Annotated in this window: 24 protein-coding genes and 1 other RNA gene; 7 read left to right on the plus strand and 18 right to left on the minus strand. The window is 56.5% G+C overall.

Annotated features, from left to right (window positions below; all coding sequences use genetic code 11):
- Positions 1 to 19: 19 nt before the first annotated feature.
- On the minus strand, positions 20 to 358 hold the full coding sequence (gene clpS / locus SHIM_RS14440) for an ATP-dependent Clp protease adapter ClpS (protein ID WP_054003380.1): 339 nt from the start codon (positions 356 to 358) through the stop codon (positions 20 to 22).
- 94 nt (positions 359 to 452) lie between these two features.
- Here clpS and SHIM_RS14445 point away from each other — a divergent pair, with 94 nt between their 5' ends.
- Together SHIM_RS14445 and SHIM_RS14450 are read left to right on the plus strand one after the other, a co-directional pair.
- A complete protein-coding gene (locus SHIM_RS14445) occupies positions 453 to 1,154 on the plus strand; it encodes an HAD family hydrolase (protein WP_054003381.1) in 702 nt (233 codons plus the stop codon).
- A 292-nt stretch (positions 1,155 to 1,446) separates the two neighbouring features.
- Positions 1,447 to 2,766, plus strand: a complete 1,320-nt coding sequence (locus SHIM_RS14450; RefSeq protein WP_054003382.1) for a D-alanyl-D-alanine carboxypeptidase family protein — start codon at positions 1,447 to 1,449, stop codon at positions 2,764 to 2,766.
- A 63-nt stretch (positions 2,767 to 2,829) separates the two neighbouring features.
- On the opposite strand, the gene ccoS is transcribed toward SHIM_RS14450, so the two are convergent.
- From ccoS to ccoN, 9 genes are all read right to left on the minus strand, one after another.
- Complete coding sequence (ccoS, locus tag SHIM_RS14455) at positions 2,830 to 2,988, minus strand: cbb3-type cytochrome oxidase assembly protein CcoS (RefSeq protein WP_054003383.1); 159 nt, start codon at positions 2,986 to 2,988, stop codon at positions 2,830 to 2,832.
- Between the two features lie 4 nt (positions 2,989 to 2,992).
- Positions 2,993 to 5,179 (minus strand): heavy metal translocating P-type ATPase, encoded by a 2,187-nt coding sequence (locus SHIM_RS14460; RefSeq protein ID WP_054003384.1) that lies wholly within the window; start codon positions 5,177 to 5,179, stop codon positions 2,993 to 2,995.
- 2 nt (positions 5,180 to 5,181) lie between these two features.
- Entirely contained in the window at positions 5,182 to 5,643 is a 462-nt protein-coding gene (locus SHIM_RS14465; protein WP_193749933.1) for a FixH family protein, read from the minus strand.
- Positions 5,643 to 7,076 carry a cytochrome c oxidase accessory protein CcoG gene (gene ccoG, locus SHIM_RS14470; protein ID WP_054003386.1) on the minus strand — a complete coding sequence of 478 codons (1,434 nt, stop codon included), beginning with the start codon at positions 7,074 to 7,076 and terminating at the stop codon, positions 5,643 to 5,645. The genes SHIM_RS14465 and ccoG overlap by 1 nt, the downstream gene beginning before the upstream one ends.
- A gap of 108 nt (positions 7,077 to 7,184) precedes the next feature.
- Positions 7,185 to 8,180 (minus strand): AraC family transcriptional regulator, encoded by a 996-nt coding sequence (locus SHIM_RS14475; RefSeq protein ID WP_054003387.1) that lies wholly within the window; start codon positions 8,178 to 8,180, stop codon positions 7,185 to 7,187.
- A 375-nt stretch (positions 8,181 to 8,555) separates the two neighbouring features.
- Complete coding sequence (gene ccoP / locus SHIM_RS14480; RefSeq protein WP_054003388.1) at positions 8,556 to 9,422, minus strand: cytochrome-c oxidase, cbb3-type subunit III; 867 nt, start codon at positions 9,420 to 9,422, stop codon at positions 8,556 to 8,558.
- On the minus strand, positions 9,419 to 9,604 hold the full coding sequence (locus SHIM_RS14485; RefSeq protein ID WP_054003389.1) for a CcoQ/FixQ family Cbb3-type cytochrome c oxidase assembly chaperone: 186 nt from the start codon (positions 9,602 to 9,604) through the stop codon (positions 9,419 to 9,421). Before SHIM_RS14485 ends, ccoP begins: the two co-directional genes overlap by 4 nt.
- Positions 9,605 to 9,615: 11 nt before the next feature.
- Positions 9,616 to 10,344, minus strand: a complete 729-nt coding sequence (gene ccoO, locus SHIM_RS14490) for a cytochrome-c oxidase, cbb3-type subunit II (RefSeq protein ID WP_054003390.1) — start codon at positions 10,342 to 10,344, stop codon at positions 9,616 to 9,618.
- Between the two features lie 14 nt (positions 10,345 to 10,358).
- Complete coding sequence (ccoN, locus tag SHIM_RS14495) at positions 10,359 to 11,960, minus strand: cytochrome-c oxidase, cbb3-type subunit I (protein ID WP_054003391.1); 1,602 nt, start codon at positions 11,958 to 11,960, stop codon at positions 10,359 to 10,361.
- Positions 11,961 to 12,183: 223 nt separating this feature from the next.
- Between ccoN and SHIM_RS14500 the strand changes: the two genes are divergently transcribed.
- Complete coding sequence (locus SHIM_RS14500; protein ID WP_054003392.1) at positions 12,184 to 13,023, plus strand: universal stress protein; 840 nt, start codon at positions 12,184 to 12,186, stop codon at positions 13,021 to 13,023.
- A gap of 106 nt (positions 13,024 to 13,129) precedes the next feature.
- On the opposite strand, the gene fnrL is transcribed toward SHIM_RS14500, so the two are convergent.
- The gene (fnrL, locus tag SHIM_RS14505; RefSeq protein ID WP_054003393.1) at positions 13,130 to 13,882 is read right to left on the minus strand and encodes a transcriptional regulator FnrL; all 753 of its coding nucleotides are present in this window, start codon (positions 13,880 to 13,882) and stop codon (positions 13,130 to 13,132) included.
- A 58-nt stretch (positions 13,883 to 13,940) separates the two neighbouring features.
- On the opposite strand from fnrL, the gene hemN reads away from it, so the two are divergent.
- A complete protein-coding gene (gene hemN, locus SHIM_RS14510) occupies positions 13,941 to 15,296 on the plus strand; it encodes an oxygen-independent coproporphyrinogen III oxidase (protein WP_054003415.1) in 1,356 nt (451 codons plus the stop codon).
- A gap of 59 nt (positions 15,297 to 15,355) precedes the next feature.
- Here the strand turns inward: hemN and SHIM_RS14515 are convergent, their stop codons facing one another.
- The 6 genes from SHIM_RS14515 to SHIM_RS14535 form a co-directional block, all read right to left on the minus strand.
- On the minus strand, positions 15,356 to 16,954 hold the full coding sequence (locus SHIM_RS14515; protein ID WP_054003394.1) for an ABC transporter ATP-binding protein: 1,599 nt from the start codon (positions 16,952 to 16,954) through the stop codon (positions 15,356 to 15,358).
- A complete protein-coding gene (locus SHIM_RS14520) occupies positions 16,951 to 18,069 on the minus strand; it encodes an ABC transporter permease (protein WP_054003395.1) in 1,119 nt (372 codons plus the stop codon). The genes SHIM_RS14515 and SHIM_RS14520 overlap by 4 nt, the downstream gene beginning before the upstream one ends.
- A complete protein-coding gene (locus SHIM_RS14525; protein ID WP_054003396.1) occupies positions 18,069 to 19,154 on the minus strand; it encodes a microcin C ABC transporter permease YejB in 1,086 nt (361 codons plus the stop codon). The genes SHIM_RS14520 and SHIM_RS14525 overlap by 1 nt, the downstream gene beginning before the upstream one ends.
- Before the next feature lie 7 nt (positions 19,155 to 19,161).
- The gene (locus tag SHIM_RS14530) at positions 19,162 to 21,099 is read right to left on the minus strand and encodes an extracellular solute-binding protein (protein WP_241488879.1); all 1,938 of its coding nucleotides are present in this window, start codon (positions 21,097 to 21,099) and stop codon (positions 19,162 to 19,164) included.
- 197 nt (positions 21,100 to 21,296) lie between these two features.
- An RNA gene (gene ffs / locus SHIM_RS19865) (signal recognition particle sRNA small type) lies at positions 21,297 to 21,393 on the minus strand.
- A gap of 62 nt (positions 21,394 to 21,455) precedes the next feature.
- On the minus strand, positions 21,456 to 23,360 hold the full coding sequence (locus tag SHIM_RS14535; protein ID WP_082358410.1) for a 5'-nucleotidase C-terminal domain-containing protein: 1,905 nt from the start codon (positions 23,358 to 23,360) through the stop codon (positions 21,456 to 21,458).
- A gap of 207 nt (positions 23,361 to 23,567) precedes the next feature.
- Here SHIM_RS14535 and nudC point away from each other — a divergent pair, with 207 nt between their 5' ends.
- The gene (nudC, locus tag SHIM_RS14540) at positions 23,568 to 24,539 is read left to right on the plus strand and encodes an NAD(+) diphosphatase (RefSeq protein ID WP_054003398.1); all 972 of its coding nucleotides are present in this window, start codon (positions 23,568 to 23,570) and stop codon (positions 24,537 to 24,539) included.
- A 45-nt stretch (positions 24,540 to 24,584) separates the two neighbouring features.
- Positions 24,585 to 25,052: a DNA polymerase III subunit gamma/tau gene (locus SHIM_RS14545; protein ID WP_054003399.1), complete on the plus strand. Its 468-nt coding sequence runs from the start codon at positions 24,585 to 24,587 to the stop codon at positions 25,050 to 25,052.
- 17 nt (positions 25,053 to 25,069) lie between these two features.
- Here SHIM_RS14545 and SHIM_RS14550 read toward each other — a convergent pair whose 3' ends face one another.
- Complete coding sequence (locus tag SHIM_RS14550; RefSeq protein WP_054003400.1) at positions 25,070 to 25,903, minus strand: prephenate dehydratase; 834 nt, start codon at positions 25,901 to 25,903, stop codon at positions 25,070 to 25,072.
- A 117-nt stretch (positions 25,904 to 26,020) separates the two neighbouring features.
- Here SHIM_RS14550 and SHIM_RS14555 point away from each other — a divergent pair, with 117 nt between their 5' ends.
- Positions 26,021 to 26,548 carry a c-type cytochrome gene (locus tag SHIM_RS14555; RefSeq protein ID WP_054003401.1) on the plus strand — a complete coding sequence of 176 codons (528 nt, stop codon included), beginning with the start codon at positions 26,021 to 26,023 and terminating at the stop codon, positions 26,546 to 26,548.
- The last annotated feature ends 159 nt before the right edge of the window (positions 26,549 to 26,707 follow it).

Here is a 26,707-nt window from a genome sequence, read left to right on the forward strand (position 1 = left end):
CTGTGATCCGACCTGCGGATCACTCCTTTTCCATGGTGCATTGCAGCGGGTGCTGGTGACGCTGGGCGAAATCCATCACTTGCGTGACTTTGGTTTCCGCAACCTCATGACTAAAGACGCCAACAACCGCCACACCTTTTTTGTGCACGGTCAGCATAATTTCAAACGCCTGCGCGTGAGTCATGCCAAAGAACCGCTCAAGGATATGCACGACAAATTCCATTGGCGTGTAATCGTCATTCAGCAACAGCACTTTGTACATCGGCGGGCGTTTGGTTTTCGCACGCGTTTTCACAGCGACTCCTACGTCGCCGTCATCGTCCTTGTCGTTGGACATCACCAAGTTGAACTTAGACATTTGTACCTGTTGCAAGTTTCGCGGTTCCGGTTTCGTGTTTATATAGACTGATCCGCGCGGTAGAAAAGGGGCGACGCACCATCGGACCCCCACAATGGCTCAAAATCTCAGTACAATCGCATTTGATGCCGACGATACACTCTGGCACACCGAACGGATCTTTCGCCTGACGCAGGCCCGTTTTGCCGAGCTTTTGCGCGATTATGCCGACACAGAACATCTGGAACACCGGCTCTTGGAGGCAGAACGCCGCAATGTCGGGCACTATGGCTTCGGCGTGAAGGGATTTGTGCTTTCGATGATTGAAACCGCCATCGAGGTGACCGAGGAGAAAGTTCCTGCCTCCGTGATCAGCGAACTCATGGCCGCCGGACGCGACATGCTGCGCCATCCGATCGACCTGTTGCCGGATGCCGCCGAGGTGGTCGAGGCTGCAGCTTCCACACATAAAATACTGCTGATCACCAAAGGCGACCTGATCGATCAGGAACGCAAGCTGGCGCAATCCGGTCTTGGGGATTTGTTTGATTGGGTAGAAATCGTGTCCCATAAAACGCCATCGGTCTACCGAACCGCCTTTTGCAGACATGGTGACGGGCCCGCGCACGCAATGATGGTGGGGGACAGCATGCGTTCCGACATCGTGCCTGCCATCAGCGTCGGCAGCTGGGCAGTGCATGTCCCGCATGGTGTGCCTTGGGCACTGGAAACCGACACAGCCCCCAAGCAAACCGAGCGATTTCACGTCATCAAACGACTAGGTGATCTGCCCGCGTTAATTTCTGATATTGGGTAAAACAGGTCATTTGGCGGCCAACCATCGCAGATGTAGTGGCCTGAACTCGACATCTCCCTAAATCTCGTCCTTTCCGCGCCGACAGGAACTTTTAAAACTTTAAGTCAGTCGCGCAAATCTTCGAAAACATGGACTTTATTTGAAACGCACCCTGTGCTACGTTTGCTGCAATAATAATTGGCCAGACCGGAAAACCGGCGGCTTGAGGCAGATAAAAAGGGCAGTTCTCTTGAAGGTTCGGCATATTTGGCCGGCCCGCGCAGGGCTTGGTGTTTTTCTACTTGTAGTGACCATGTGCATGACGCCTGTGGCGTCTTTAGCTGCGCCTTATGCGGCGATGGTGATCGATGCACGCTCAGGCAAAGTGCTACATTCCCGCAACGCCGACAGCCGCCTGCACCCCGCCTCTCTGACCAAAATGATGACACTCTACATCGCCTTTGAGGCGGTGGAAAACGGTGAGATCTCACTGGACAAAAAAGTGTTAATCACCAAACACGCTGCAGCTGAGCCGCCCTCCAAGCTTGGGTTGCGGACTGGTCAACGGATCGCGCTACGGTATCTCATCCGTGCAGCAGCGGTGAAATCCGCCAACGATGCCGCCACCGCCATCGGCGTGGCCATCGAGGGATCCGAGGCTAAATTTGCCCGCCGTATGAACCGCACGGCCAAGGCAATGGGGATGTCCAACACGACGTTCAAAAACGCACACGGCTTGACCGAATCCGGACATCTGTCCACTGCGCGGGACATGACCACGCTCGGTCGGCACATGCTTTACGACTATCCAGAGTATTATCACCTGTTCAACCGCCGCTCCATTCACGTTGGCATTGCAACCGTGAACAACACCAACCGCCGGTTGCTGAACGCTTATGCTGGTGCTGACGGGATCAAGACCGGCTACACCAACGCCGCCGGGTTCAACCTCGTGGCCTCTGCAAAAAAAGACAACAAACGTGTGATTGCGACTGTCTTTGGTGGCCGCTCGACTGCGACCCGCAACGCCCGTGTCAAAGAACTTTTGGATCTCGGATTCTCCCGCACCGGCACTGCCGTGGCGCTACGCAAACCCAGTATGCCCAACTATACTGGTTCTGCGAAAAGCGTTGGGAAAACCATTCGCGTCACCACCGCCGTCAAGAAATCCCTCCGCCCCAAACTGCGTCCCGGAAGCATTGGTGCGCCGAAAACAGCGCCCGTGACCGTGGACAACCAAGGGACCATTGTCGCCGAGGCCAAGGTTATCGAGCACGACATTCAATCCGCTTTGCTGGCCGCGCAAACAGAATCTGGCGTGGTTCTTGCCAGTGTCGACCCTGCGCCCACCGCCCCGCCCGAGCCCAAAGTTGTGACCAGGATATCCACCTCAGGCGGGCGCCATTGGGGCATCAACATCGGACGGTATGGCAGCCGGTATGCAGCCGAGAAAATGCTTCTGAAAACCGCACTGGCCGAAATGTCGACGTTGGATGGTTCTTTGCGCAAAGTGGTGAAAAACTCACGTGGGTTTGAGGCCAACTTTATGGGCATGACCCAAGAAACCGCAGACCTTGCCTGCCGTCGCCTGCAAGCGCGCCAAATCACCTGCTACACGCTCGGCCCATCTTGATCAGCCACGGTTGCGATCACCTCTGACCGTCTCCGCCATCGCATGGATCTCGGCGCGGTCATTTCACGTCTTAGGTTTGTCGTCGTACTGCCCTGACAGGATACGCTGCGCGTCGCCGTCGGGGTCGCTGTATTGGTCCGAACGCACGGTATAGACAAAGGCCACAAGGCCCACGCCCCCCAAAAAGAGCGATATCGGAATCAGATAAGCAAGGATTTGCATGGGATCACCTCAAGCGCAGCGCGTTCAGAGAGACTGTAATTGACGACAACGACATCGCCAAGGCAGCAATCAGCGGTGTCGCCAATCCTGCCACCGCCAGCGGCACCGCAACGATGTTATAAACCGTCGCGATGCGAAAATTTTCGCGGATACGTTTGATCGCAGATTTCGATGTACTCAGGGCATCGGGAATGGGCGACAGGTCCCCCCCAAGCAAAACGATATCGGACGCCACCCGAGCAGCATCCAGCGCCGAGGCTGGCGAGATCGACACATGCGCTGCTGCCAGCGCCGCCGTGTCATTCAGGCCATCGCCCACCATCAAAACGTGTTGGCCGTTGTCTGTCATCGCCTGCACCCGACGGGCTTTGTCTTCTGGCAGCGCTTCTGCCACCCAACGGGCAATGCCCAAACGGTTCGCCAAAGCCTCTACGGCACCAGTCGTGTCTCCGGAAATCAGAACAACCTCGCGACCACTTTCCTTTATCGCGCTCACGGCCTCTTCGGCCCCTGCCCGCAACGCATCGGCAAACAGGAACGCTTTGGCTGGGCCAACTCCTATTGCCAGATGCGCCGAGGTTTGCTCTTGCGCATCCGCGCCAACCCAAGTGGCCCGTCCCAGCCGCACAAGCGTGCCTTCCAGCCGCCCTTGTGTGCCGTAACCCGGAACCTCTTCGATCTCGCTCAGCCGCGCAGGCCGAATGTCCGCCGCTTGCCCGGCCTTTGCAATCGCTTGGCTCAGCGGGTGGGATGATCCTATCGCCAACGCCAATGCAACGCTCATTTCCTCTTGCGAAAACGCATCCGCATTCGTCAACTCAGGCGTCCCCGCCGTCAATGTGCCGGTCTTGTCAAAAACCACTGTGTCAACTTGCGCCAAGCGCTCAAGCGCGGTGGCATGTTTGATCAACATGCCCTTGCGAAACAGGCGTCCCGAAGCGGCCGTGGTCACAGCAGGCACAGCAAGACCCAGTGCACAGGGACACGTGATGATCAAAACCGCAGCCGCAATATTCAGCGCCGTGCGCAAATCAAAGGTGAAAAGATACCACCCCAGAAAACTCAACGCCGACAGGATGTGAACGCCTGGCGCATAAAGCTTCGCCGCCTTATCGGCGAGTGTCGTGTAATTGGACCGCCCACTTTCGGCTACGGCCACCAGATCGGCCATGCGGTGAAGGCTCGTCTTTTCACCCACGGCGGTTGCGCGCACCACCAACGGTCCTGTCAGATTGACCTCACCCGCGCTGACGCCAAGGCCCGGCTCTGCAAACACGGGCAGGGTTTCGCCCGTTAGCAGCGACCGGTCCAACTCGCTGCGTCCTTCGACGATTTCACCATCCACTGGCATCCGCCCACCAGGCCGCACCAACACCAGATCACCCACCGCCAGCGCGCTCACCTGAACTGTCTCCTGGCCGCCATCGACTATCCGTGTGGCGCGCGGCACTTCAAGCGCCGCCAATTCTTCAGCCGCAGACCGCGCCACAGCGCGTGTGCGGTGATCCAGATACCGCCCCGCCAACAGGAAAAACACCAACGCCAGAGCCGCGTCAAAATAGGCGTGCTCGCCCGACAGTGACGTCTCCCAAAGCGAGGTCACCACCGCCAAAACAATCGCCAACACGATTGGAACGTCCATGTTCAGGCGTTTGTGTTTCAGCGCGGCCCAAGCATGGACATAAAACGGCTTGCCGGAGAACAGAATCGTCGGCAGGGCAATCGCTGCGGAAATCCAATGGAACAGATCGCGCGTCGCCGCTTCGGCTCCGGACCAGACTGAAATAGACAATAACATCACGTTCATTGACGCAAATCCGGCCACCGCCAGCCGCATCAACAAATCGCGCCCTGCTTTGTCATTCTCCGTCGCGCTTAACGTGCCGGCATCCAGCTCATGCGCTTCATACCCCACGCCTTCCAACACCTTGGCCAGATCCACTGCGGTGATTTCCGCGTCCGCCTCAACCGAAGCCCGCTTCAGCGTCAGGTTCACCCGCGCCGATTTCACGCCCGGATGCGCGGCCAACGCGCTTTCGACTGTGGCAATACATGCGGCGCAATGCACCGAAGGCACCGACAAGGCAATCCGTGCATCCGGCAAAGGCGCAGCCTCCGCCAAGGCCGCCGCCGCAGGGGCGGCATCACAGGCCGGACAGGCAGAAATCGAGGGACGCAGCGCTGCTGTCATGCTCAGCCCTTTTGAACCCGCAGCACCACACGTTGCTCAAACGCGGTGCCATCCAGTGCGGTCGCTTTCATGCGGATGTTCCAGTTGCCGGGCTCCAGCTCTTCACGCGCCACATACGCAGTGCCATCAAACTGAAAATCAGGGCGTTTGTCGTCTTTGACATGGGTCGCGCGACCAAGCACCGCATCCAGCGCGCTGACTTGCACCGGTTTGCCCTGTGCATCGGTAATGGACAGAATCAACAGCCCACCCTTGGCGCGCGCGTCAACGGTCCATCCCAGCGTTTCCTGCGCCGCTTTCTTTGTGTTGAACTCTTGGCTGGCCACATAGGAGTTTTTCACTTCCAACCCCGGAAACGTCGCCACCGCGTTATAGGCCAAAGCCAAATTGACCGCGATAATGATGCTGAACGCCCCGACAAAAACCATCAAGGCATGGCGGCCCGTGAACTTACGTTCGCTCATCAATTGCCCTTTCCATTAAACACCGTGTCTTTGTGTACACGATCACCGTTGCTGATGTCCTCGATCCAGAACCGGAACGGCGTCAAATCGCCGTTGGCCGGATCCGACCCTTTCGGAGCGACCACATAGACCCGCTGATTCAACATCTGGTCAGCAGGTACTGTGACCGTTTCATAGGCGGTGCCTTCAAGATCAACACGCAGGGTCAGATCGCCTTTTACAGTAATCCGGAACGGGCGATCCTCGCCATGTTTGTTGCGCAGGCGCACCTCATAAGTGTTGCGGATAGATCCATCCGACAAAGTCACAAATGTCGGGTTGCGCACGGGCGCCACCGTCAACTCAATGTCTGACCGCATAAACAAAGCCACCACAAGCGCGATGCCAACCACGGACCAAAGCGTCGTGTAAAGGATCGTGCGCGGGCGCAGAATATGCTGCCAGGCCGGGCGCGGAGCGCCGCCTTCGCGTTCTCGAGGTTCGTCCGTCAGGGCCAGATAATCGATCAACCCGCGCGGCTTGCCGATCTTGTCCATGATGTCGTCACACGCATCAATGCACAGACCGCAGGTGATGCATTCCATCTGCTGTCCGTCGCGAATATCGATGCCCACAGGGCACACGTTCACGCAGGCCATGCAGTTGATACAATCGCCTTGGGTGTCCTCATCAACGCCACGCGCTTTGCGCGGCTCGCCGCGCCACTCGCGATACCCGATGGTGAGCGTATCCTCGTCCATCATTGCGGCCTGAATGCGCGGCCATGGACAGGCGTAGATACAGATCTGCTCGCGCGCAAACCCGCCAAAAACAAAAGTCGTAAGCGTCAGGATCGCCATCGTGGTATAGGCCGCTGGATGCGCTTGCCCGGTTACCAGATCCCTTGCTAACGTTGGCGCATCCGCAAAATAAAACACCCAGGCGCCGCCGGTCGCAAGCCCGATCAAAAGCCACGAAATCCACTTGGTCAGCCGCAGGCGCACCTTGCGGAAATCGAGTTTTTTCTGGCGATGCAGACGCAAACGCGCGTTGCGGTCGCCCTCGATCCAACGCTCCACCAGAATAAACAAGTCGGTCCAGACTGTCTGAGGACAGGCATAGCCACACCACACCCGCCCCGCTGCCGAGGTGAATAAGAACAACCCGAGCCCCGCCATGATCAACAAACCCGCCACGAAATAAAATTCGTGAGGCCAGATCTCGATCATGAAAAAGAAAAATCGTCGGCTACCAAGGTCGATCAGAACCGCCTGATCCGGCAGGCTTGGGCCTCTGTCCCAACGCAACAACGGCGTCAGGTAATAAACGCCCAACGCGAATGCCATGATGTACCACTTCAGGCTCCGAAAGCTGCCTTTCACACGTTTGGGGAAAATCGGCTCGCGGGCCGCATACAGCGAAGGCTCGGGGGGCGTGGTCACGGAATCACTCACTCATGGCAATGAAATCTAAGCGGTATTTCGCCCATCTTAGCACTTTGTAGCTTTGACCTGTGTCAAATCACACATCCCTGAGTCAACTTTTAGCAAGGCCCTGGTTTTTCAGACTTCCTCCAGTCGCGCCTGACTGGGCGTCAATCCGGTCCAACTGTGAAAGGCGCGATAAAAACTGTTGGGATCACGATAGGCCAACAAATAGGAGATTTCCTCAACGCTCATGTCGCCGCGCCGCAAATAGACCATCGACAAATCCGACCGCGTCGCATCCAAAACATTCTGAAACGTTTCGCCTTCCGCGCTCAAATGGCGCTGCAGGCTGCGACGACTCGTCAGCAATCGCGCGCAGACCGAATCCACAGACGCCTGCCCCGCAGGCATCAGTTCCAAAAGCGCGTTGCGCACCCGAAGTGCCATCGGCGTATTGCGCTTCTGCTCGGCCAGCTGTTTGGTCAATTCCCGTTCAAAATCGGCCCAAAGTTCGGCATTTTCCGAGATCAACGGCCGATACGCATCGGCGCGCGACAACGTCAAACTGGGGCCCGCGCCTCCACCTGCGCGCCGTCCGAAAAATCGGTCATAATCGCCCTGATCCTCCCGCAAACGCGGCATCTGCACGCCCTCGGGAACGATGTCCACTCCGGTGAAATTACGACAAATTTCTAGGAAATATACCAATTCAAATGCAATCATGATGTCTGGCATCACAAACGCCGGATCCAAGGTGGCAAACTCTAACTTCACTTGTGTCTTGGTTTGACTGATCATCAACCGGATCGGCGCGACCAGCGGCTTAAACACTGCCAACCGCTCCAATCCGACGGCGATGTTGGGGCTGCAGGAAAAGGCGAACAACGCCGGAGCAAACGGTCCTTTGGCCAAGGCCCGCCCCAAACGCATCGGGATGTCGCGGCCATGTGTTTCCACTTCGATGGCATCCCAAATCGCGTAAAACTGCGCCGCCGTGATGCCTCGGGGATCGTGCTGCATGAAATCATAAGGCATACCCGCACGGCGCAAAATCCTTTCGGTGGGCAGACCCAAAAGCTCAAACATCTGCATCGACATTTTCTGAATCGGATAACGTGGCTGCTTTTGCATTAATGATCCCCTGACCGTCACAACGACGCCGACTATGACACGCTCGCAGCCAAAATGGCACAATGCGTGATTGATTTGGCACAATGCGCAAGTCGTTTTCAAATGGGGTGAGGAAAATAGGGTATCGGCCCTTCCAGGAAACGCGCGAACAGGACGGAAAGACCGATACCATTGCCCTGAAACAGGGCATCCAAGAGCCACCAGACCTAGGTGCAGCAAACTCTTAACAATAGCTTAATCCTGATTCCCGCCTGCCACATTGATCTCGGTCAATCTTGCTAATTTTTGGCATTTTTTTTACGCAAACCCGGCAGCGCTCCAATAAAAAGGGCCACCCCGAAGGATGGCCCAAATCGTTTGCCCTGTGGCGCGATTTTATTCGCCGCCACCCAGTTGGTGCACATAGGCAGACACGGCCCGCACTTGCGCTTCGCTCAGGCGATTGCCCCAAGATGGCATCACGCCATAACGGCTGTAGGTAACCGTCTCGACGATGGTGTCGTAGTCGCCACCATAAAGCCAGATCGCGTCCGCAAGGTTAGGTGCCCCTTGGTCCCGATCTCCGGTGCCGTCTTCCATGTGACAAGACGCACAGTCTTCGGCAAAGACCTCGGCGCCCGCTGCAACAACAGACGCATCTTTTGGATCACCCGACAGCGACATCACATAGTTTGCGACTGCGTCGATGGCCGAGTCTTCCAGATAGTCGTCGCCAAAGGCCGGCATCTCGGAATAGCGCGCATCGTCGTCTTCTTCGTTGCGGATCCCGTGTTTGACAGTGAGATAGATGTTCTCAATATCACCGCCCCACAGCCAATCGTTGTCCAGCAAGTTAGGATAGCCTTTGGCACCAGCCGCGCCAGAACCGTGACACTGGGCACACCATGTCTTGAACACAGCTGACCCTGCCGAGGTTGCGTACGGCCCAAGCTCGGCATCCGCCGAAATCTGGGTCAATTCCGCCGCTTCCAGTTTGGCGTTGATTGGCGCCAATTTGTCTTCGGCGCTCTGGATGTCAGCCGCCACATTGGCGCGTGTCGACCAGCCCAACATTCCGGTCGTGGCCCCCTTGATGCCAGGCCATGCGGGGTAGGCAATGGTGTAGCCGATACCCCAGATGATGCAGGCATAGAAGGTCCACAGCCACCAGCGTGGCAGCGGGTTGTTGAATTCTTCGATGCCGTCCCAGCTGTGACCTGTTGTCGACGGATCATTGTCGAATTTCTTTGACGGTTTGCTCATGGCCTCGCCTCCTTATCCGTGGCGGGTTTGTCGTCATGCCGGAAAGGGATGTCGGCGGTGTCGCGGTATTCCTTGGTCGATCCTGGGCGGAACACCCAGGCAACGATCGCAAGAAAGAACACGAACAAGAACAGCAACATCCAGCTATCAGCGAACTCTCTGAGAAAAGAATATGTTTCCATTGTCTCCCCTCCTAGCGCGATGCGTCCGGCGTGAAGGTTGAGAAATCAACCAACGTGCCCAACATCTGCATGTATGCGATAAGTGCATCCAGTTCACTCACTCCCGGATTGCCATCAAAGTTGCGCACGTTGACGTTGTCACCGTAACGCTCAAGCAGCCCGTCGTAGTCACTGTCCGGATCAGCCTGCGCAGCAAAGTCGGCCTGCGCGCTTGCAATCATGTCCTCGGTGTAAGGCACACCGACAATCGCATTGGCTTTCAAAAGGTCACCGATGTATTTCCCATCGATTTTCTTTTTCTCAAGGAAGCCATATTTGGGCATCACCGATTCCGGCACCACACTCTGCGGATTGCGCATGTGGTCTATGTGCCACTCATCGGAGTAACGCCCACCCACACGGGCCAGATCAGGACCCGTCCGTTTAGAGCCCCACTGGAACGGGTGATCCCACTTGGATTCCGCCGCCAGCGAGTAGTGACCGTAGCGCTCCACTTCGTCGCGCATCGGACGGATCATCTGACTGTGACAGACGTAGCACCCTTCACGAATGTAGATTTCACGGCCAGTCATTTCGAGAGGCGTGTAAGGGCGCATGCCCTCCACCTCTTCGATGGTGTTTTCCAGCCAGAAAAGCGGTGCGATTTGCACGATGCCACCGATGGTCACAACCAAAAAGCTGAACACCAGCAGGAGGGTCGCGTTGGTCTCGAGGATTTTGTGTTTGTCGAGAATTGCCATTGCTCCGGCCCTCCTTATTCAGCCGGGACTGCGACGGACAGGCTGGCGTCTTTGGCCGGCGCTTTCCGTACAGTCATCCACAGGTTGTAACACATGATAAGTGCCCCAGCGAGGAACATGACCCCACCCAGTCCACGCACCACATACATCGGGAACTTCGCAGCAACGGTGTCAGCGAACGAGTTCACCAAGAAGCCGTTGGCATCCACTTCACGCCACATCAGGCCTTCCATGATACCGGTCACCCACATCGACGCCGCGTAAAGCACGATACCGATGGTGGCGAGCCAGAAGTGCCAGCTCACAAGTTGCAGCGAGTAAAGACGCTCACGTTTCCACAGAACCGGCACCAGATAGTACAGCGCGCCAAAGGTGATCATGCCATTCCAACCAAGCGCACCGGAGTGCACGTGACCAATGGTCCAGTCAGTGTAGTGAGACAGCGAGTTCACCGCGCGGATCGACATCATCGGACCCTCAAAGGTCGACATGCCGTAGAAACCAACCGAGATCACCATCATACGGATCACCGGATCGGTGCGCAGCTTGTCCCATGCACCCGAAAGCGTCATCAAGCCGTTGATCATGCCGCCCCAGCTGGGCATCCACAGGATAATCGAGAACACCATGCCAAGGGTCGAAGCCCAATCCGGCAACGCGGTGTAATGCAAGTGGTGCGGACCGGCCCAGATATACAAGAAGATCAATGCCCAGAAGTGGATGATCGACAGCTTGTAGGAAAACACCGGACGCTCGGCCTGTTTCGGGATGAAGTAGTACATCATGCCGAGGAAGCCTGCGGTCAGGAAGAAGCCAACTGCGTTGTGGCCATACCACCACTGCACCATCGCGTCTTGCACACCGGCCCAGACAATCACCGATTTGGACCCCCAGATCGATACAGGAATGGTCAGGTTGTTGACCACATGCAGCATCGCCACGGTTACGATGAAGGACAGATAGAACCAGTTGGCCACATAGATGTGCGGCTCCTTGCGTTTGATGACTGTGCCAAGGAACACGGCCAGATACGCCACCCAAACAACCGTCAGCCACAGATCTACATACCATTCAGGTTCGGCATATTCCTTGGACTGCGTGCCGCCCAGCAAATAGCCGGTCGCCGCCAGAACAATGAAAAGCTGGTAACCCCAGAACACGAACCACGCGAGGTTGCCGCCCCAAAGCCGCGCCGCGCTGGTGCGCTGCACAACGTAAAACGAGGTGGCAAGCAAAGCGTTGCCGCCAAATGCAAAAATCACCGCTGACGTGTGCAGCGGTCTTAGGCGTCCGAAGTTCGCAAACCCCTGCGCCCATTCAAAATTCAGCACCGGAAAGGCGAGCTGAAAGGCGATGACGACACCCACTAAGAAGCCGACAACGCCCCAAAATGCGGTGGCGACGACACCATATCGGACCACGCCATCCATATATTCATCTTGCGGATGCAGGACCGTTTTGCCCATGCCACGCAACGTCCAGATAAACAGGCCAAATGACACCGCCATAATAATCCAGGCGTGCACCATATAAGCCAAATCCCGTGCGAAATTGGCCGCCATCATCGCGAATAGCGTGATGAGGCCAAGCACGATTAGCTTGAAGTAATTCACCATTTTTCGTCCCTTTGTCTTGCCCGGATCTTTTTTTGTTAATCTGCCCGGACGGATTTAGACTAAGCTGTTAATCGCCGACTGTCGGAGACCCTACCTTGATCTGGGTCAAGGCGAAGCCCCAACAATCCATTCCTTATTTGACAAGCCAGCTCGCGGTGGAAGATTGTCCACAGCATCAAAGCTAACTCTGACGTGCACCTTTAATAACACGGGAACGAAAAAGATGGCCTATAAATCTTTGCTCTGCGTCCTGACTGACACAGATTTCTCCGACGCTCCACTTGCACAAGGCATGGCCCTCGCCGGGTCTCAAGATGCCCATTTGGATGTCCTCACCCTGGGCGTTGATCGCAGCCAGAACGGGTATTTTTATGCCGGTGCGGATGCAATGATGATGCAGGAAATGCTCAACCGCGCCCGCTCCGAAGCTCAATCTATCGAAAAGAACTGCAAAAAGGTGCTCAGCGCATCCGACTTGCGATGGGCTTGCGATTCGGGCGTGGCCCAGATCGCCGACCTTGGACGCCATGTGGCGCAACGCGCCCGCTTCGCCGATCTCGTTATTCTACCCAAACCGTATGGCCCCAAACACGGCACCGAACTTGAGCCCACAATCGAGGCTGCTCTTTTTGAAGGCCAAGCGCCAGTTTTGATGGTGCCAGACATTCCGGCACCCGTGACAACACCCAAGACAATCTGCATAGGCTGGAACGAAAGCGCTGAGGCGCTGGTCGCCACCCGTGCCGCGTTGCCTTTCCTGAAGACCGCTGAAGCCGTGCATGTGGTGGTCATCGACCCGCCGGTTCACGGCCTCAACCGCTCTGATCCGGGTGGGTTGCTGTCGCAATTTCTGTCGCGCCACGGCGTAAATGTCGAGGTCGACGTGCTGTCCAAGACACAGCCGCGCGTCTCAGATGTGCTGCTGCGCCACGCCAATGACAAAAGTGCGGATATGATCGTGATGGGCGCCTATGGGCATTCCCGTTTCCGCGAGGCCATTTTGGGCGGCGCGACTCGCAATATGCTGGAGCAGGCGACAATGCCGGTGTTTATGGCACACTAAAATCGCACCTACGGCATACCGACGCGATACCGCCGGTATGCAGATACATAAAAACGTCCGAGGCATAAGCTGTCGGGCGTTTTTCGAATCAACCTGAACGCTTCGTTCAGATCACCATCCCACCGTCCGAATCGTCGCCCGCTTCATTCAGCAGGCGCCGGTAATCCGGCACAATCACATGTCGTTTGCCTTCCAGCGCAATCACCTCATCGCGCCTCAGCGCCGAGATTTGGCGGCTCACAGTTTCCAGCGTCAGCCCAAGGTAATCCGCCATCGCCTCACGGGTCAGAGGCAGATCAAATTGCAGTTCCTGTTCAGTGCCCTGAAGTGTCAGCGCCGCATTGCGTCGGGCCACAATTGCCAGCAGGCTCGCGATCTTTTCACGCGCAGTCTTGCGTCCCAGAACCAACATCCACTCACGGGCTGCGTCCAGCTCATCCAACGTCATCTCAAGCAGTCGCTGTGCGACATGTGGCGTCTGCAAAATCATGTTTTCAAAGGGTTTTCTGCGGAAGCAGCACAAAACAAGATTGGTTGTAGCAACGACATCGTAAGCCGCAGATTCACGCCCTGGACGGCCGATGAAATCGCCGGGCAAAAGCAGACCAACCATTTGGGTGCGTCCGTCTTCCATGGTCTGCGTGAGCGACGCAATTCCCGTCACCACAGAGGCCACAAATTCCATGCGATCGCCGGTCCAAACCACCGTTTGACCGGCTTCGACTGTACGATAATACTTTATTTCTTCCAGACGAACCAACTCATCCGGCTCGCAGCGCGAACAGACGGCCTGATGCCGAATGGCACAGTTTTGACACCCAGTCGGAACTTGGGCGGATGTTAAGTTAATCTCGTTCATGTTCGCTCTTGATCTGGGTCAAAGTTTCCTGGCCCTTGCATTGAGTATACCTAATTTTATGGAACAGGAAAAACAATTGGCAAAGCTGGGTCTCTTTGACGCGAAAGTACCCCGCTATACAAGCTACCCGACAGCCCCGCACTTTAAAAATGACGTAACACCAGACACTTATGCAAGCTGGATCGAGGCAATTCCCGACGGATCTCAGGTTTCGCTTTACGTGCATGTGCCGTTTTGCCGCCGACTGTGCTGGTTCTGCGCTTGCCGCACACAGGGCACCTCGACGCTGTCGCCTGTCGCGGCCTATGTCGAAACGCTCAAAACCGAACTCAAGCTTCTGAAATCCCACCTGCCGGACGGTGTGACCTTCTCTCGTCTCCACTGGGGCGGCGGCACACCGACGCTGTTGGACCCCGCCATGATGCAGGACCTAGCCGGCGCGATTTTTGACGTCGCCCCGATGGCGCAGGACGGCGAGTTCTCGGTCGAAATCGACCCCAATGAAATCGACGCCCCGCGCATCGCTGCCTTGGCCGCCGCCGGTATGAATCGCGCTTCGATTGGCGTTCAGGATTTTGACGACGACATCCAGAAAACAATTGGCCGCGTCCAAAGCTATGACGTGACCCGCGACGCGGTCGATATGATCCGCGCCCACAACATCGCGTCCGTGAACGCCGATATCCTATTTGGCCTGCCACACCAAACCCAGTCTCGTATGACCGAAAGCGTGCAAAAGCTGCTGTCGCTCTCGCCTGATCGCGTGGCTCTTTATGGCTACGCCCACGTGCCGTGGATGGCCAAGCGCCAGCAAATGATCCCGACCGACGCACTGCCGACGCCGCAAGAACGTCTCGCCCTCTATGAAACAGCGCGCCAACTTTTTCTTTGGGATGATTATGACGAAATTGGCATCGACCATTTCTCGACCAAAACAGACGGGCTCTCTGTTGCCCAACGCAATGGCACTTTGCGGCGCAATTTTCAGGGCTATACAGACGATGCCGCCGACGTTCTGCTGGCCGTGGGGGCGTCGTCCATCGCCCGCTTCCCACAGGGCTATGCGCAAAACGCGCCTGCGACATCCGCCCATACCGGCGCCATTCGGGACGGAAAATTCTCGACGTCACGCGGGCACGTTTTCAAAGGCGAAGACCTTGTACGCGGCCGCATAATCGAGGCGTTGATGTGCGACTTCCGCGTGGACCGGGCCGAGATACAAAACCGCTTTGACGTGTCCGAGCGCTGGCTTAGTGACCTGTTCTCCACCGTGGCGACCCAATTCCCGGATATGGTGGCGATTGACGCCTTCGGCCTGTCAATTCCGGACCGTGCCCGCCCGCTGACGCGCATGATCGCCCGCGCCTTTGACGCCTATGACATGAGCAAAGCACAGCACAGCGCTGCAATCTAATCCTTCAAAACAGACGCACATCACAGGCCGCAGCACACAGCTGCGGCCATTCTTTCGGATCAGACCGGAATGGCTTCAACAACTGGTGCTGCCGCCAGCAATTCGCGCGTGTATTCCGTCTGAGGATTGTCAAACAGCGCAGACGCTTCGCCGCTTTCAACAACGTCACCGGCTTTCATCACCATAATTTTATGGCTCATGGCGCGCACAACATGCAGGTCGTGACTGATGAACAAATACGCAAGGCCATACTTGCGCTGCAGACGCCGCAGCAAATCAACAATCTGCACCTGCACCGTCATATCCAACGCCGAGGTCGGTTCATCCAACACCACCAGCTTGGGCCGCAAGACCATCGCGCGGGCGATCGCGATACGCTGCCGCTGCCCGCCTGAAAATTCATGCGGATACCGGTCCATGGTCGCCGGATCGAGCCCGACTTCCTCCATGACGTCAGCCACCACCGCGCGCGCGTCGCGCCCATCCGGGCTGCCGTGCACGCCCAGTCCTTCGGCGATCACCTGTTCGCAAGTCATGCGCGGACTCAAACTGCCATAGGGATCCTGAAACACAATCTGCATGTCCTTGCGCAACGCACGCAATTGTTTGGTCGACCACGCACGCACATCCGCCCCGTCAAACGTGATGTCCCCCTCACTCTCGATCAGCCGCATGATTGCCAGCGCCAGAGTGGTCTTACCTGACCCACTTTCACCAACGATACCAAGAGTTTCACCTGCGCGAACCGAAATCGTCGCGGCGTTCACGGCTTTGACATGCCCCACCGTGCGGCGCAAAAAACCTTGTTGGATCGGGAACCAGACCCGCAGATCATCTGTTTTCGCCATCGTGGGCGCGGCCTCGTCGACAGGCTCAGGCGCACCAGACGCCCGCGCGCTCAGCAACGCACGGGTATACGCGTGTTGCGGGTTGGCGAAAATCTCGGCCACGGGACCTGCTTCGACGATCTCACCGTCTTTCATCACGCAAACTTTGTCCGCGATCCGCCGCACGATGCCCAAATCATGGGTGATAAACAAAAGCGCCATGCCTTCGGATTCCTTCAACTCCGCCAGCAGTTCAAGGATTTGCGCCTGAATGGTCACATCCAGCGCCGTTGTCGGCTCATCGGCGATCAAGACATCCGGCTTGTTGGCCAGCGCCATCGCAATCATAACGCGCTGCCGTTGCCCACCCGAAAGCTGATGCGGATAGGCGCTCAGCCGGCTTTCGGCATCGCGAATGCCGACTTTCTCCATCAGTTCAAGAATGCGACCGCGCGCCTGGCTGCCAACAACCCCTTGGTGCAGCGCGAGGCTCTCACCCAGTTGCTTTTCAATCGTGTGCAGCGGGTTCAAAGACGTCATCGGCTCTTGGAAGATAAAGCTGATGTCGTTGCCGCGCACCTTGCGCAAAGTGGTCTCTTTCGCGCCGACCATTTCCTGACCGTCATAGGTTACGGATCCCGAAACCCGTGCACTTCCCGGCAACAAGGAAACCGTCGACAAGGCGGACACCGACTTGCCTGATCCGGATTCCCCTACCAAGGCCACGGTCTCACCACGGTCCACAGCAAAGGAAACGCCCTTGACGGCTTCGATCAGATTGCCGTCCTGCTGAAACGCCACCCGCAGGTCTTTGACTTCAAGAATACTCATGAAAACGTCTTTCTTGGGTCAAAGGCATCCCGAACGCCCTCAAATATGAACACCAACAACGACAACATGATCGCAAAGGTGAAAAAGGCGGTGAACCCCAACCACGGCGCTTGTAGGTTTTGTTTCGCCTGTAACGTCAATTCACCGAGGCTCGGGGACGAAGACGGCAGGCCGAAGCCCAGAAAATCGAGCCCCGCCAGCGTGCTGATTGTGCCGGTCACGATGAACGGCAGCATCGTCACGGTTGCGACCATGGCGTTGGGCAACATATGGCGGAACATGATCACGCTGTTGGACACACCCAGCGCTTTGGCTGCGCGCACATATTCCAGATTGCGCGCCCGCAAAAATTCAGCCCGTACAACGCCCACCAAAGATGTCCATCCAAACAACACCGTAAGAAAGACCAACAGCCAGAAACTTCGACCCAAAATGGCGAACATAATGATGATGATATAAAGGCTCGGGGTGGCCCCCCAAATCTCGATCACCCGCTGGAAAATCAAATCCAGCCAGCCGCCAAAGTATCCCTGAACTGCACCGGCCATAATACCAATCAAGCTGGCGGACACGGTCACAATCAGCGTGAAGAATATCGACAGCCGGAAGCCATAGATCACCCGCGCAACCACATCGCGTTTGCGGTCGTCCGTTCCAAGCCAATTTTGACTATCCGGCGGCAAGGGTGCCGCGCCCGGACGGTCCACTGGCGTGTCATAGCTGTATGGAATGACCGGCCAAAGCGCCCAGCCTTTTTGATATTCAACAAGCTCCAACTCTTCCGGCGATTTGCCAGCATCTAGACCTTCCAGAATGTCCTCAGGAATGTCGAAACAATCCTCAACGCCACCCGTGGCGATCAAACATTGCACGACCGGATCATTGTAAACCGCCTCGGTTTTGAAATCCCCGCCAAAGGTGGTCTCGGGATAGAACTTGAAGACCGGCGTAAACAGCTCACCGCGGTAGCTAACGATGATGGGCTTGTCGTTCGCGATCAATTCGGCAAACAACGACAAACCAAACAGAACGCAAAAGATGACCAACGACCAAAGCGCACGGCGGTTGCGTTTAAAATTGCTCCAGCGCCGTTGATTGAGAGGGGAAAGTGCCATCAGCCCGCCCTCTTCTCAAAATCAATGCGCGGATCAACAAGCACATACATCAAATCCGACAGGATACCGACCACAAGGCCAATCAAGCCAAACACAAACAACGTGCCAAAGATCACCGGATAATCCCGCGCAACGGCGGCCTCAAACGCAAGACGACCCAAGCCGTCGAGCGAAAAGATCGTCTCGATCAAGACAGACCCGCCAAAGAAAACGCCAATGAAAACCGCAGGAAAACCCGCAATCACGATCAACATCGCATTGCGGAACACATGCCCGTAAAGCACGCGCTTTTCGCTCAAACCCTTGGCTCGAGCGGTCATCACATAGTGCTTCTTGATCTCGTCCAAAAAGCTGTTCTTGGTCAAAAGCGTCAGCGTCGCAAAAGCCGCGATGGTCGACGCGATGATCGGCAACGTGATGTGCCACGCATAATCGAGTATCTTGCCAACCGTGGTCAGCTCTTCGAAATTGTCTGACGTCAGCCCCCGCAGCGGGAAGATCTGCCAATAACTGCCGCCTGCGAACAGCACGACCAACATGATGGCAAACAAAAACCCGGGGATGGCATAGCCCACGATGATCGCGCCACTGGTCCACGTGTCAAACGGCGTGCCGTCTTTGACCGCCTTTTTGATGCCCAGCGGGATCGATATCAGATAAGCCAGCAACGTCGACCAAAGCCCCAATGTGATCGACACGGGCATCTTTTCCAGAACCAGATCGATCACGCTGATTTTGCGAAAGTAACTTTCGCCAAAATCGAGCCGCATATAGTTGCCCATCATCAGCAAAAACCGCTCCAGCGGTGGCTTGTCAAACCCGAACTCTTTCTCAAGTTCCTCGATGAATTCCTTGGGCAAGCCACGAGCGCCGAGATAATCGCTGTCAGACCCGAAGGTCTCCTCGCCCACGTCCTCATTGCCTCCGGCAAAGCCTGAAAACACATCGCCTTCGCCTTGCACACGGGCAATCACCTGTTCCACAGGTCCGCCCGGCACAAATTGCACCAACGTGAAATTGAGTATCATGATCCCAAGCAACGTCGGGATCACAAGCAACAGTCTTCGAAGTATATATGCGCCCAAAAGTCAGTTACCTCAACGCGCCCGAGGCCTTCAGGGCCGCTTCTTTTTCTTGATTGAGCCACCAGAAATCCAGCAATCCAACCGCATAAGGCGGCAGGTTTTCCGGCCGCTCAAACATGTCGTAATACGCGACCCACGCTTCGGGAACGTAACCCGCGTTCACAATGATCCGCTCATAACGCAAAGCGCGATCCAAGGCAGTCATCGCTGTGATTTCTTCGGCCCGCGTCGTGGCTGCAAGCGCCTTGTCGATGATGGCATCCACCATGTCATTGCGCAGCGTCGACGGGTTGTAGGACGACACTTCCGCAGTTTCGGACCCGAACAGCTGACGCAACGAGGTGCTCGCCGTCGAGAAGGACAGGATGCGGGTGTGGATCAGATCATAGTCCTTGTCCAAAAAGCGTTGCTGGCCCTGCGCACTGTCGACTTTGTCGGCTTTGACTTTGATGCCCCAATTGGCCAGCGTTTTGACAAATGCGTCAATGCTTGCAAGACGGGTTTCGTCCCACGAGGACAACACAAGAAAATCAAGCGACATCTGCGCGCCCGCTTCATCCACCATCTGGCCCGCGTCGTTTACCGTCCAACCGGCGTCTTCAAACAGCTTAAGCGCGGCACGTTTGTTGCGACGGTCAATGGGTGTCGACGCCTTGGATGTATGCGGCATGACCACGTCTTCGGTCAGCATCTCGGCGGGCACCACGTCACCCAGCGATTGCAGGAAGGCCAATTCGTCGCCCTCTGGCGCGCCTTTGGCTTCCCAATCCTGACCCTGCACAAACGAATCTCGTTGTGTGGTCAAATCAAACTGCAGCGATTCCTTGGTCCATTCGAAATTGAACGCCAACGACAAAGCATGGCGCACAGTCCGGTTGTCCAACGGCGCACGCATTGTGTTGAAAATGATACCGCTGTTGCTTGGCGCTGTGCCGCGCGGGATCGCTTCTTTTTTGACGTCACCGCGGTCGATTGCCGGGAAATTATACCCCGTCGCCCATTGCTTGGTCGAACCTTCGGTGCGGAATGTGTAAACGCCAGCCTTGAAGGCTTCGAATTCTGCGGTGGCATCCGAAAAATACTCCACCCGAATGCGATCAAAATTGTGCCGCCCGACGTTGGCGGGATGGTCCCAGCCCCAATAATTCGGGTTGCGTTCATAGACCACGTAGCGGTTGAATTCATAGTCGCCAACTTGGTACGGGCCGGACGCCATCGGTGACAGCACAGACGGCTCATCAAGCCGTTCTCCCGTCTTTTCATACCACTCTTCCGAGAAAATCGGCGTCCCGCCAACCTGCCCGATCAGAGAGCGACGAGAGATCCCGTCGGCAAACGTATATCGCAACGTGTGATCATCAATCACTTCCACACCGGATATCCGCTCTTTTACCGCACGGGAGTAAGATCGAATGCCTTGCTCAAGGAATAGGTTGTGGGTAAAGGCCGCGTCTTGCGCCCTCAAAGGCGATCCATCGCGAAACACCACGTCATCGCGCATGTGAAACACGCACCATGTTTTGTCTTTTGGATACTCAACTTCGCGCGCAATCAAACAATAGCTGTCCGTGATCGAATCTGCTGGCGCGCCTCCGCCCCAAGGCATCTCCGCGAACATCGCCTCTGCGACTACGCCGGAATCAGATTCCGCATTGCCGCGCCATGCGAACCGATTGAACCCGTCAAACGTTCCGCGCGCACTCAGCGTGATTTGCCCGCCTTTGGGCGCGTTCGGATTCACATAGTCAAAATGTGGATAATCAGCGGGGTATTTTAGATCGCCATAAAACGAATATCCGTGCGAGCGGATGATTTCTTCCTCGCTGGCGAAGGCCAAGGGGGCTTTCAATCCGGCACCAACAGCCAGCCCAGCAGCCCCCATGCCGCGCAGCACACCGCGTCGGTCAAACATTGGACCTGCAATTTTGATCGTCTTTTCTGACATTCAAGCCTCCCCTGCGGACACGGTCATCCACACAATTTGTTTTGTCTTCAAGCTAAAGGCGTGGGTGTGCAACATTCAAGTTCGTATTGCGTCAACTCAGCGTGAAAACGCCGTGTGTTGGCAAGCAATCAGGAACTGATGGTCAAATCGCCGGCCCAAAGCCGGACCAAGCACCGCAAAAATGTCAGGGGAAGAAGGGTGAGAGGCTGGACAACGACCCAAGCGGGTCTCGTTACGGCTGCTTCCTTCCGGATCTGACCGGGTTGGCGAGGCGCTCGCCCGCGCCAACCTCTCAAGCGTCGATATAGTGCCCTCATCATCAGGATGCAAGCGGTGAGAACCGCGCAGTTTCGCGCTCATCCCGGCCAACGTGGATTGTCCAAATCCAGGCGGAACCGCAAAAATCCATCCTCGGATGCCCCCAACGGTGTGAGCGGCAGATCCTGACGATCAAAATATTGCATTGCGGCGGCCCCTGTCTCAAACACAGCTGAGACATTTTTCAGTCTGGCGAACGTCCAAGAAGGGATGACCTGTTCAGAACAATCGGTGTCCGTCGCCAAATATTTCACCAAGGCATCGCGCATATGCATCGGCCGCAGCGGCACGATCTTGCTCGGGCGCACACCGGGGAAATTGCCGCCACCGCCCGCCCTGAAGTCATTTGTCGCCAGCAAAAATTCCTGTGTAGGCTGCACTGGTGCGCCTCGCCACATCAGATTGCGGATGCGCGTCTTTTCCGGACGCAGGTCTTCTCCGGCCAGCGAAAAACGGGCCGGTCCAGACAAGTCGACCTCATAGGACACACCATAGACAGTTTCCCGTTTATAGGCCGGCGTGTCGCGCTCAAAAAGCAATTGGTCCGGTTGATTTGGCACCATCTGGGCATACAGGCTCGCAGCCATGTCCAGCCAATCCACCAATTCGGCTCCGTTCAGACGCAACAGGCTTATGAAATTTGCGAATGGCTGCATCTGTCCGATGCTGCGTTCCAGAAGCGGCCCCGGCGCGATGTCCACATAATTGAGCGGACCGGCCCGCCCGCCGCATCGGGTTGGTGCAACGGAGGCCAGTAGCGGCAAATGTTCATGCGCTGTGCCATGCAGCTCCTCGCGCAAAGCCGCAAGCTTGGCTTCCGCCAGAATACGGGTCGCGCAGCCGTCTTTGACCATGGAAAAATGGGTACTGACAGGCCGTGCGAGATGACCAATGACCTCGGAAAGCCGTTTGATTGCAACATGTTGCGCGGGTTGCAAAACTTCAACAATCTCCGGATCTTCGACACAGGCCCGCCCGGCGACGGTTTCGCATTTATAATCGTCGATGCACCAAGTCCGGCCGCCCTCGATTTTCTCTTCGACCTTCACAAGCCGGAGGTCAATTTTTCCGAGAAAAGCCGCCATTGCTCCGGGCATCACAGCTGGCTTGCCATGCAGACTGCCTCGTTTGCCATCAATCGCCGCGCTGTCCGGATAACTTTCGCGGGGGAACCGCTCATGTATGTGGCCCGCCACGACAACATCAACGTCGTCCAGCGCAGCAACTTCCGGTGCGGCATTCTCCGACATATACTCTGCTGAAACAGTGGTAATCCCGGAATGCGCCAGAGCGACAACGATGTCGGCCCCTTCGGCCCGCAATGCCGCCGCTTGCTCCCGCGCCGTCGCAACGATATCGCGAGCTCGCACACCTCTGGCAAGTCGGACCGCCGCCCAGTCTACGACTTGCGGCGGCAAAACACTGAAAACCCCAATCTTCACTGTCTCATCACACGCGTCAGTGAGGACATGAACCGGAACAATCACGCGTTTCTGCCAGAGCCCCTGATACCGGACTTCGCCATCCGTGGATGTCAGATTGGAACATAAAATCGGAAACTCAGCCAGCTCCAGCGACTTGCGCAACAGTGGTTCGTCCACATCAAACTCGTGATTGCCAAGCCCCACGGCATCATACCCCAAGGCGTTCATCGCACTGATAACCGGGTTACCTATTTCGGAGACGTCAGTGAGGCTCACTTCGGCAATCTGCCCGCCTTGCAGAAAGTCACCATTGTCCACCAGAATCGACGCATCAGCTTCGTCGCGAAGCTCTCGAATCAACGAAGCTAGGCGGGCCAGTGACGGCCCATCGGTGCGCGTTTCTCTAAAATAATCGTACGCCAGCAGCTGAGCATGTACATCACTTGTGGCAAGCAAACGCACAGTTAGGCATTTGGGCGCAGTCCCAACTTCATAAGAACGAGGCAAACTGACCCTCACTTTTTAAACAGAAGCCGTATTTCGGCTCCAACTATCAGCGCGCCCCTCAGCACAGACGCATGTATAAGCCGAAACAAATATCAAATCCACAACTTAAAGGGTTATTAAGGATAAGGCGGCCATTAGGACGCGCCTCAACAAAAATCTCGCCCGCTTTTGATTGCCCATATCCATAAGACATGGCAAGCCTCAGGTGCGGAGGAATTTATGCAACACGCGGAAACAGTTACATTTGGAGGCTCTGACCTCAACAGAGCAGCGGAACTGCGCGGCGACAAAACCGCAATTGCTGCATTTCTAGCGGCGCCGGAGAGCCGCGCGATTGCACTTTGGCGAGGCAAACCCCTGTGTCGGGGAGAAACCAAAGAACACCTTGTCCATCTGCCTTTGGATCACGCTCTATTTGAAGACATGCACGTGCCTCCTGTCCTGCTTGGTCTCAACGAAGCCGGGCAAGCGCTGTTTGCGCGCGATGTCTCGGCTTTTAAGCCTGACAATCTGGATGCAGACACCTTGGGGCAATTCTTCGACGCCAGCATTCAAACCCACCCTAGTCTTCCGGAGGACCATGCATTCTGCGAATTGCGTGGCGTGATGGCTCGCCTGTCTGCCCGCGACGCAGAACTCGCGGCAACGGCCAAGGCAATCTATGGCTGGCATCGGTCCCACAGGTTCTGCGCGGCCTGCGGTCAGGAAAGCCGTATGGTCCAAAGCGGCTGGCAACGTGACTGCCCAGCCTGCAACACCTCGCATTTCCCCCGCACCGACCCCGTCGTGATCATGCTGATCACACACGGCAACCGCGTGCTGATGGGGCGCTCGCCCGGCTGGCCCGAGGGCATGTACTCGCTGCTCGCAGGCTTTGTCGAACCCGGCGAAACACTCGAAGCCGCCGTGCGCCGCGAAGTCTATGAGGAGGCCGGCATCCGCGTTGGCCCGGTCTCATATCTCGCCAGCCAACCCTGGCCGTATCCGTCTTCATTGATGTTTGGATGCGCCGGCGTTGCGTTAAACGATGATATCACCATCGACAAAAACGAAATCGAAGATGCAATCTGGGTCAGCCGCGAAGAGATGATGCAAGCTTTCGCCGGTGCACATCCAGTACTCAAACCCGCCCGAAAGGGTGCGATTGCGCATTTCATTTTGCGCAACTGGCTTGCGGACCGGCTCGATTAAGGCAACAATACTGCCGCGAACACTTGGGGCCGGGACACAACCAAAATGGAATTTACTGCGCGCGAAGACATTGACGTACCAATCGAACAAGTCTTTGAAATGGTAACTGATTTTGAGGTTTTCGAACGATCCGCCCTGCGACGCGGCGCTGACGTGTCACGCTTGGATTCCTTGTCACGCGCTGGTGTCGGAGCCAAATGGCGCATCGCCTTTGAATTCCGCGGCAAAGCGCGCGAAGTGGATCTCGAAGTCACCGGGTTTGAGCGGCCAAATGAAATCGCGCTGCACGGCAAAACCCAGGGTATCGAATCTGACATGAAAGTCGAACTTGTGGCCCTGTCACGCACCCGCACGCGCCTGCAATTCTGGAGCGGTTTCACGGCCAACACGCTTTCTGCAAGACTTCTGCTGCAATCGCTCAAACTGGCGCGCGGCACGCTCAACACCCGTTTGGGCAAGCGCATGTCTAACCTGCGCCGGGACATGGAAGACCGCTACTCCCGCATGGTGTAACGACCCAAAATGCGACCTCAGCGGTCCTGCGCAGACGGGTAAACACCCACAATTTTTACGTGATTGGTGAAGTAGCTGAGTTCATCCAGCGCCAGCGCCACGTTGCGATCGTCCGGATGGCCGTCGATGTCCGCATAAAACCGGGTTGCCGTAAACGACCCATCAACCATGTAGCTTTCCAGCTTGGTCATGTTCACACCATTGGTCGCAAACCCACCCATCGCTTTATAAAGCGCGGCTGGAATGTTGCGCACTTCAAACACAAACGTGGTCATCATCTTGCCATGCGACCGGCGGCTCAGATCCGGCTCGCGCGACATGATCACAAACCGCGTCGTGTTGTGCCCGTGGTCCTCGATGTCGGTGGCCAAAACGTTCAGACCATAGGTCTCCGCCGCAAGATCGGACGCCAAAACACCTTGATCGGTTGATCCGGCCTCTGCCAATTCCCGCGCCGCGCCAGCGCTGTCAGCAGCCGAAATGCCGGCGATTCCATGGGTCTTCAGGAACGCAGCCGATTGCGGCAGCAACACAAGATGCGCCCGAACGGACTTAACGTCGTCCAGCGCCACACCAGGCACCGCCATAAGGCAAATCCGGACCCGCACAAAGGCTTCGTCAATAATGTGCAGTCCACTCTCGGGCAAAAGGCGGTGAATGTCGGCCACGCGGCCATAGGTCGTGTTCTCAATCGGCAACATCGCAAGGTCAGCCGCACCGCTTTTTACCGCGTCGATCACCTCTTCAAAGGTGCCGCAGGACATGGCTTCCATATCGGGACGCGCCTGCTGGCAGGCTTCATGCGAATAGGCGCCCAGATCTCCCTGAAACGCGATCCTGTTGGTCCCCATCGACATTTCCTTCCCATTTCCCACCCCAAGGGGCGTTTCGTCGCGGTAACTATACCTTGCGTTCTTCAAGGGGAAGCGGATAGATACGCGTCAAACGCCACGAGACGGAAACGTAGCATGTTCGACACGATGACAATGACCAAAGTAGTGGGCGCACTTTGCGGTGCTCTGCTGATCTTCCTGCTGGGCTCTTGGGCCGCTGAAAGCATTTACCACACCGGCCCCAAGGGCCACGGCGATGGCCATGCAGAGCAGGCCTATGTGATCGAAGTAGAAGGCGGCGAAAGCACCGACGCCGCAGTCGAAGAGGGCCCAACCCTCGAAGAACTTCTGGCATCTGCTGACGTTGACAAAGGTGCCAAGGTTTTCGGCAAATGCCGCGCCTGCCACAAACTCGAAGATGGCGTCAACGCCACCGGCCCGCACCTGTTTGGTGTAGTGGACCGAGCAACCGGATCGGTTGCTGGATTTAACTACTCCGGCGCATTGGTTGCAGTGACCGACAGCTGGTCTGCAGAAGCACTCGACGGTTTCTTCACAAACCCCAAGAGCTACGCACCAGGCACTAAGATGTCCTTTTCGGGTCTTCGCAAGGCCACAGACCGCGCAAACCTGATTGCCTATCTCCAGACAATCGGCGGCTAAGTTACCCCGCCAAAGCATTGCAAAGGCCGTTGCTCCGCAGCGGCCTTTTTTTGTTGCCGAAAAGCCAACCTGCCATTTTCACACAGGGTTAGGCCATCCTTAGTTTTTCATAAAGAGACAGCAGATGCGTCGGCCTCAGCCTTTGGGGGAGGGAGGGAG

It is taken from the genome of Shimia sp. SK013 (assembly GCF_001292625.1).
Classification (GTDB): domain Bacteria; phylum Pseudomonadota; class Alphaproteobacteria; order Rhodobacterales; family Rhodobacteraceae; genus Shimia.

Coding starts and splice junctions, on each gene's coding strand:
- SHIM_RS14445 (WP_054003381.1), top strand. CDS start 453: ATGGCTCAAAATCTCAGTACAATCGCATTTGATGCCGACGATACACTC.
- SHIM_RS14475 (WP_054003387.1), bottom strand. CDS start 8,180: ATGCAAAAGCAGCCACGTTATCCGATTCAGAAAATGTCGATGCAGATG.
- SHIM_RS14530 (WP_241488879.1), bottom strand. CDS start 21,099: ATGTCAGAAAAGACGATCAAAATTGCAGGTCCAATGTTTGACCGACGC.
- SHIM_RS14465 (WP_193749933.1), bottom strand. CDS start 5,643: ATGAGCGAACGTAAGTTCACGGGCCGCCATGCCTTGATGGTTTTTGTC.
- SHIM_RS14520 (WP_054003395.1), bottom strand. CDS start 18,069: ATGGCACTTTCCCCTCTCAATCAACGGCGCTGGAGCAATTTTAAACGC.
- SHIM_RS14450 (WP_054003382.1), top strand. CDS start 1,447: ATGTGCATGACGCCTGTGGCGTCTTTAGCTGCGCCTTATGCGGCGATG.
- SHIM_RS14550 (WP_054003400.1), bottom strand. CDS start 25,903: ATGGGGACCAACAGGATCGCGTTTCAGGGAGATCTGGGCGCCTATTCG.
- SHIM_RS14500 (WP_054003392.1), top strand. CDS start 12,184: ATGGCCTATAAATCTTTGCTCTGCGTCCTGACTGACACAGATTTCTCC.
- ccoP (WP_054003388.1), bottom strand. CDS start 9,422: ATGAGCAAACCGTCAAAGAAATTCGACAATGATCCGTCGACAACAGGT.
- ccoO (WP_054003390.1), bottom strand. CDS start 10,344: ATGGCAATTCTCGACAAACACAAAATCCTCGAGACCAACGCGACCCTC.
- ccoS (WP_054003383.1), bottom strand. CDS start 2,988: ATGCAAATCCTTGCTTATCTGATTCCGATATCGCTCTTTTTGGGGGGC.
- SHIM_RS14555 (WP_054003401.1), top strand. CDS start 26,021: ATGTTCGACACGATGACAATGACCAAAGTAGTGGGCGCACTTTGCGGT.
- nudC (WP_054003398.1), top strand. CDS start 23,568: ATGCAACACGCGGAAACAGTTACATTTGGAGGCTCTGACCTCAACAGA.
- fnrL (WP_054003393.1), bottom strand. CDS start 13,882: ATGAACGAGATTAACTTAACATCCGCCCAAGTTCCGACTGGGTGTCAA.
- clpS (WP_054003380.1), bottom strand. CDS start 358: ATGTCTAAGTTCAACTTGGTGATGTCCAACGACAAGGACGATGACGGC.
- SHIM_RS14460 (WP_054003384.1), bottom strand. CDS start 5,179: ATGACAGCAGCGCTGCGTCCCTCGATTTCTGCCTGTCCGGCCTGTGAT.
- SHIM_RS14515 (WP_054003394.1), bottom strand. CDS start 16,954: ATGAGTATTCTTGAAGTCAAAGACCTGCGGGTGGCGTTTCAGCAGGAC.
- hemN (WP_054003415.1), top strand. CDS start 13,941: ATGGAACAGGAAAAACAATTGGCAAAGCTGGGTCTCTTTGACGCGAAA.
- SHIM_RS14545 (WP_054003399.1), top strand. CDS start 24,585: ATGGAATTTACTGCGCGCGAAGACATTGACGTACCAATCGAACAAGTC.
- SHIM_RS14485 (WP_054003389.1), bottom strand. CDS start 9,604: ATGGAAACATATTCTTTTCTCAGAGAGTTCGCTGATAGCTGGATGTTG.
- ccoN (WP_054003391.1), bottom strand. CDS start 11,960: ATGGTGAATTACTTCAAGCTAATCGTGCTTGGCCTCATCACGCTATTC.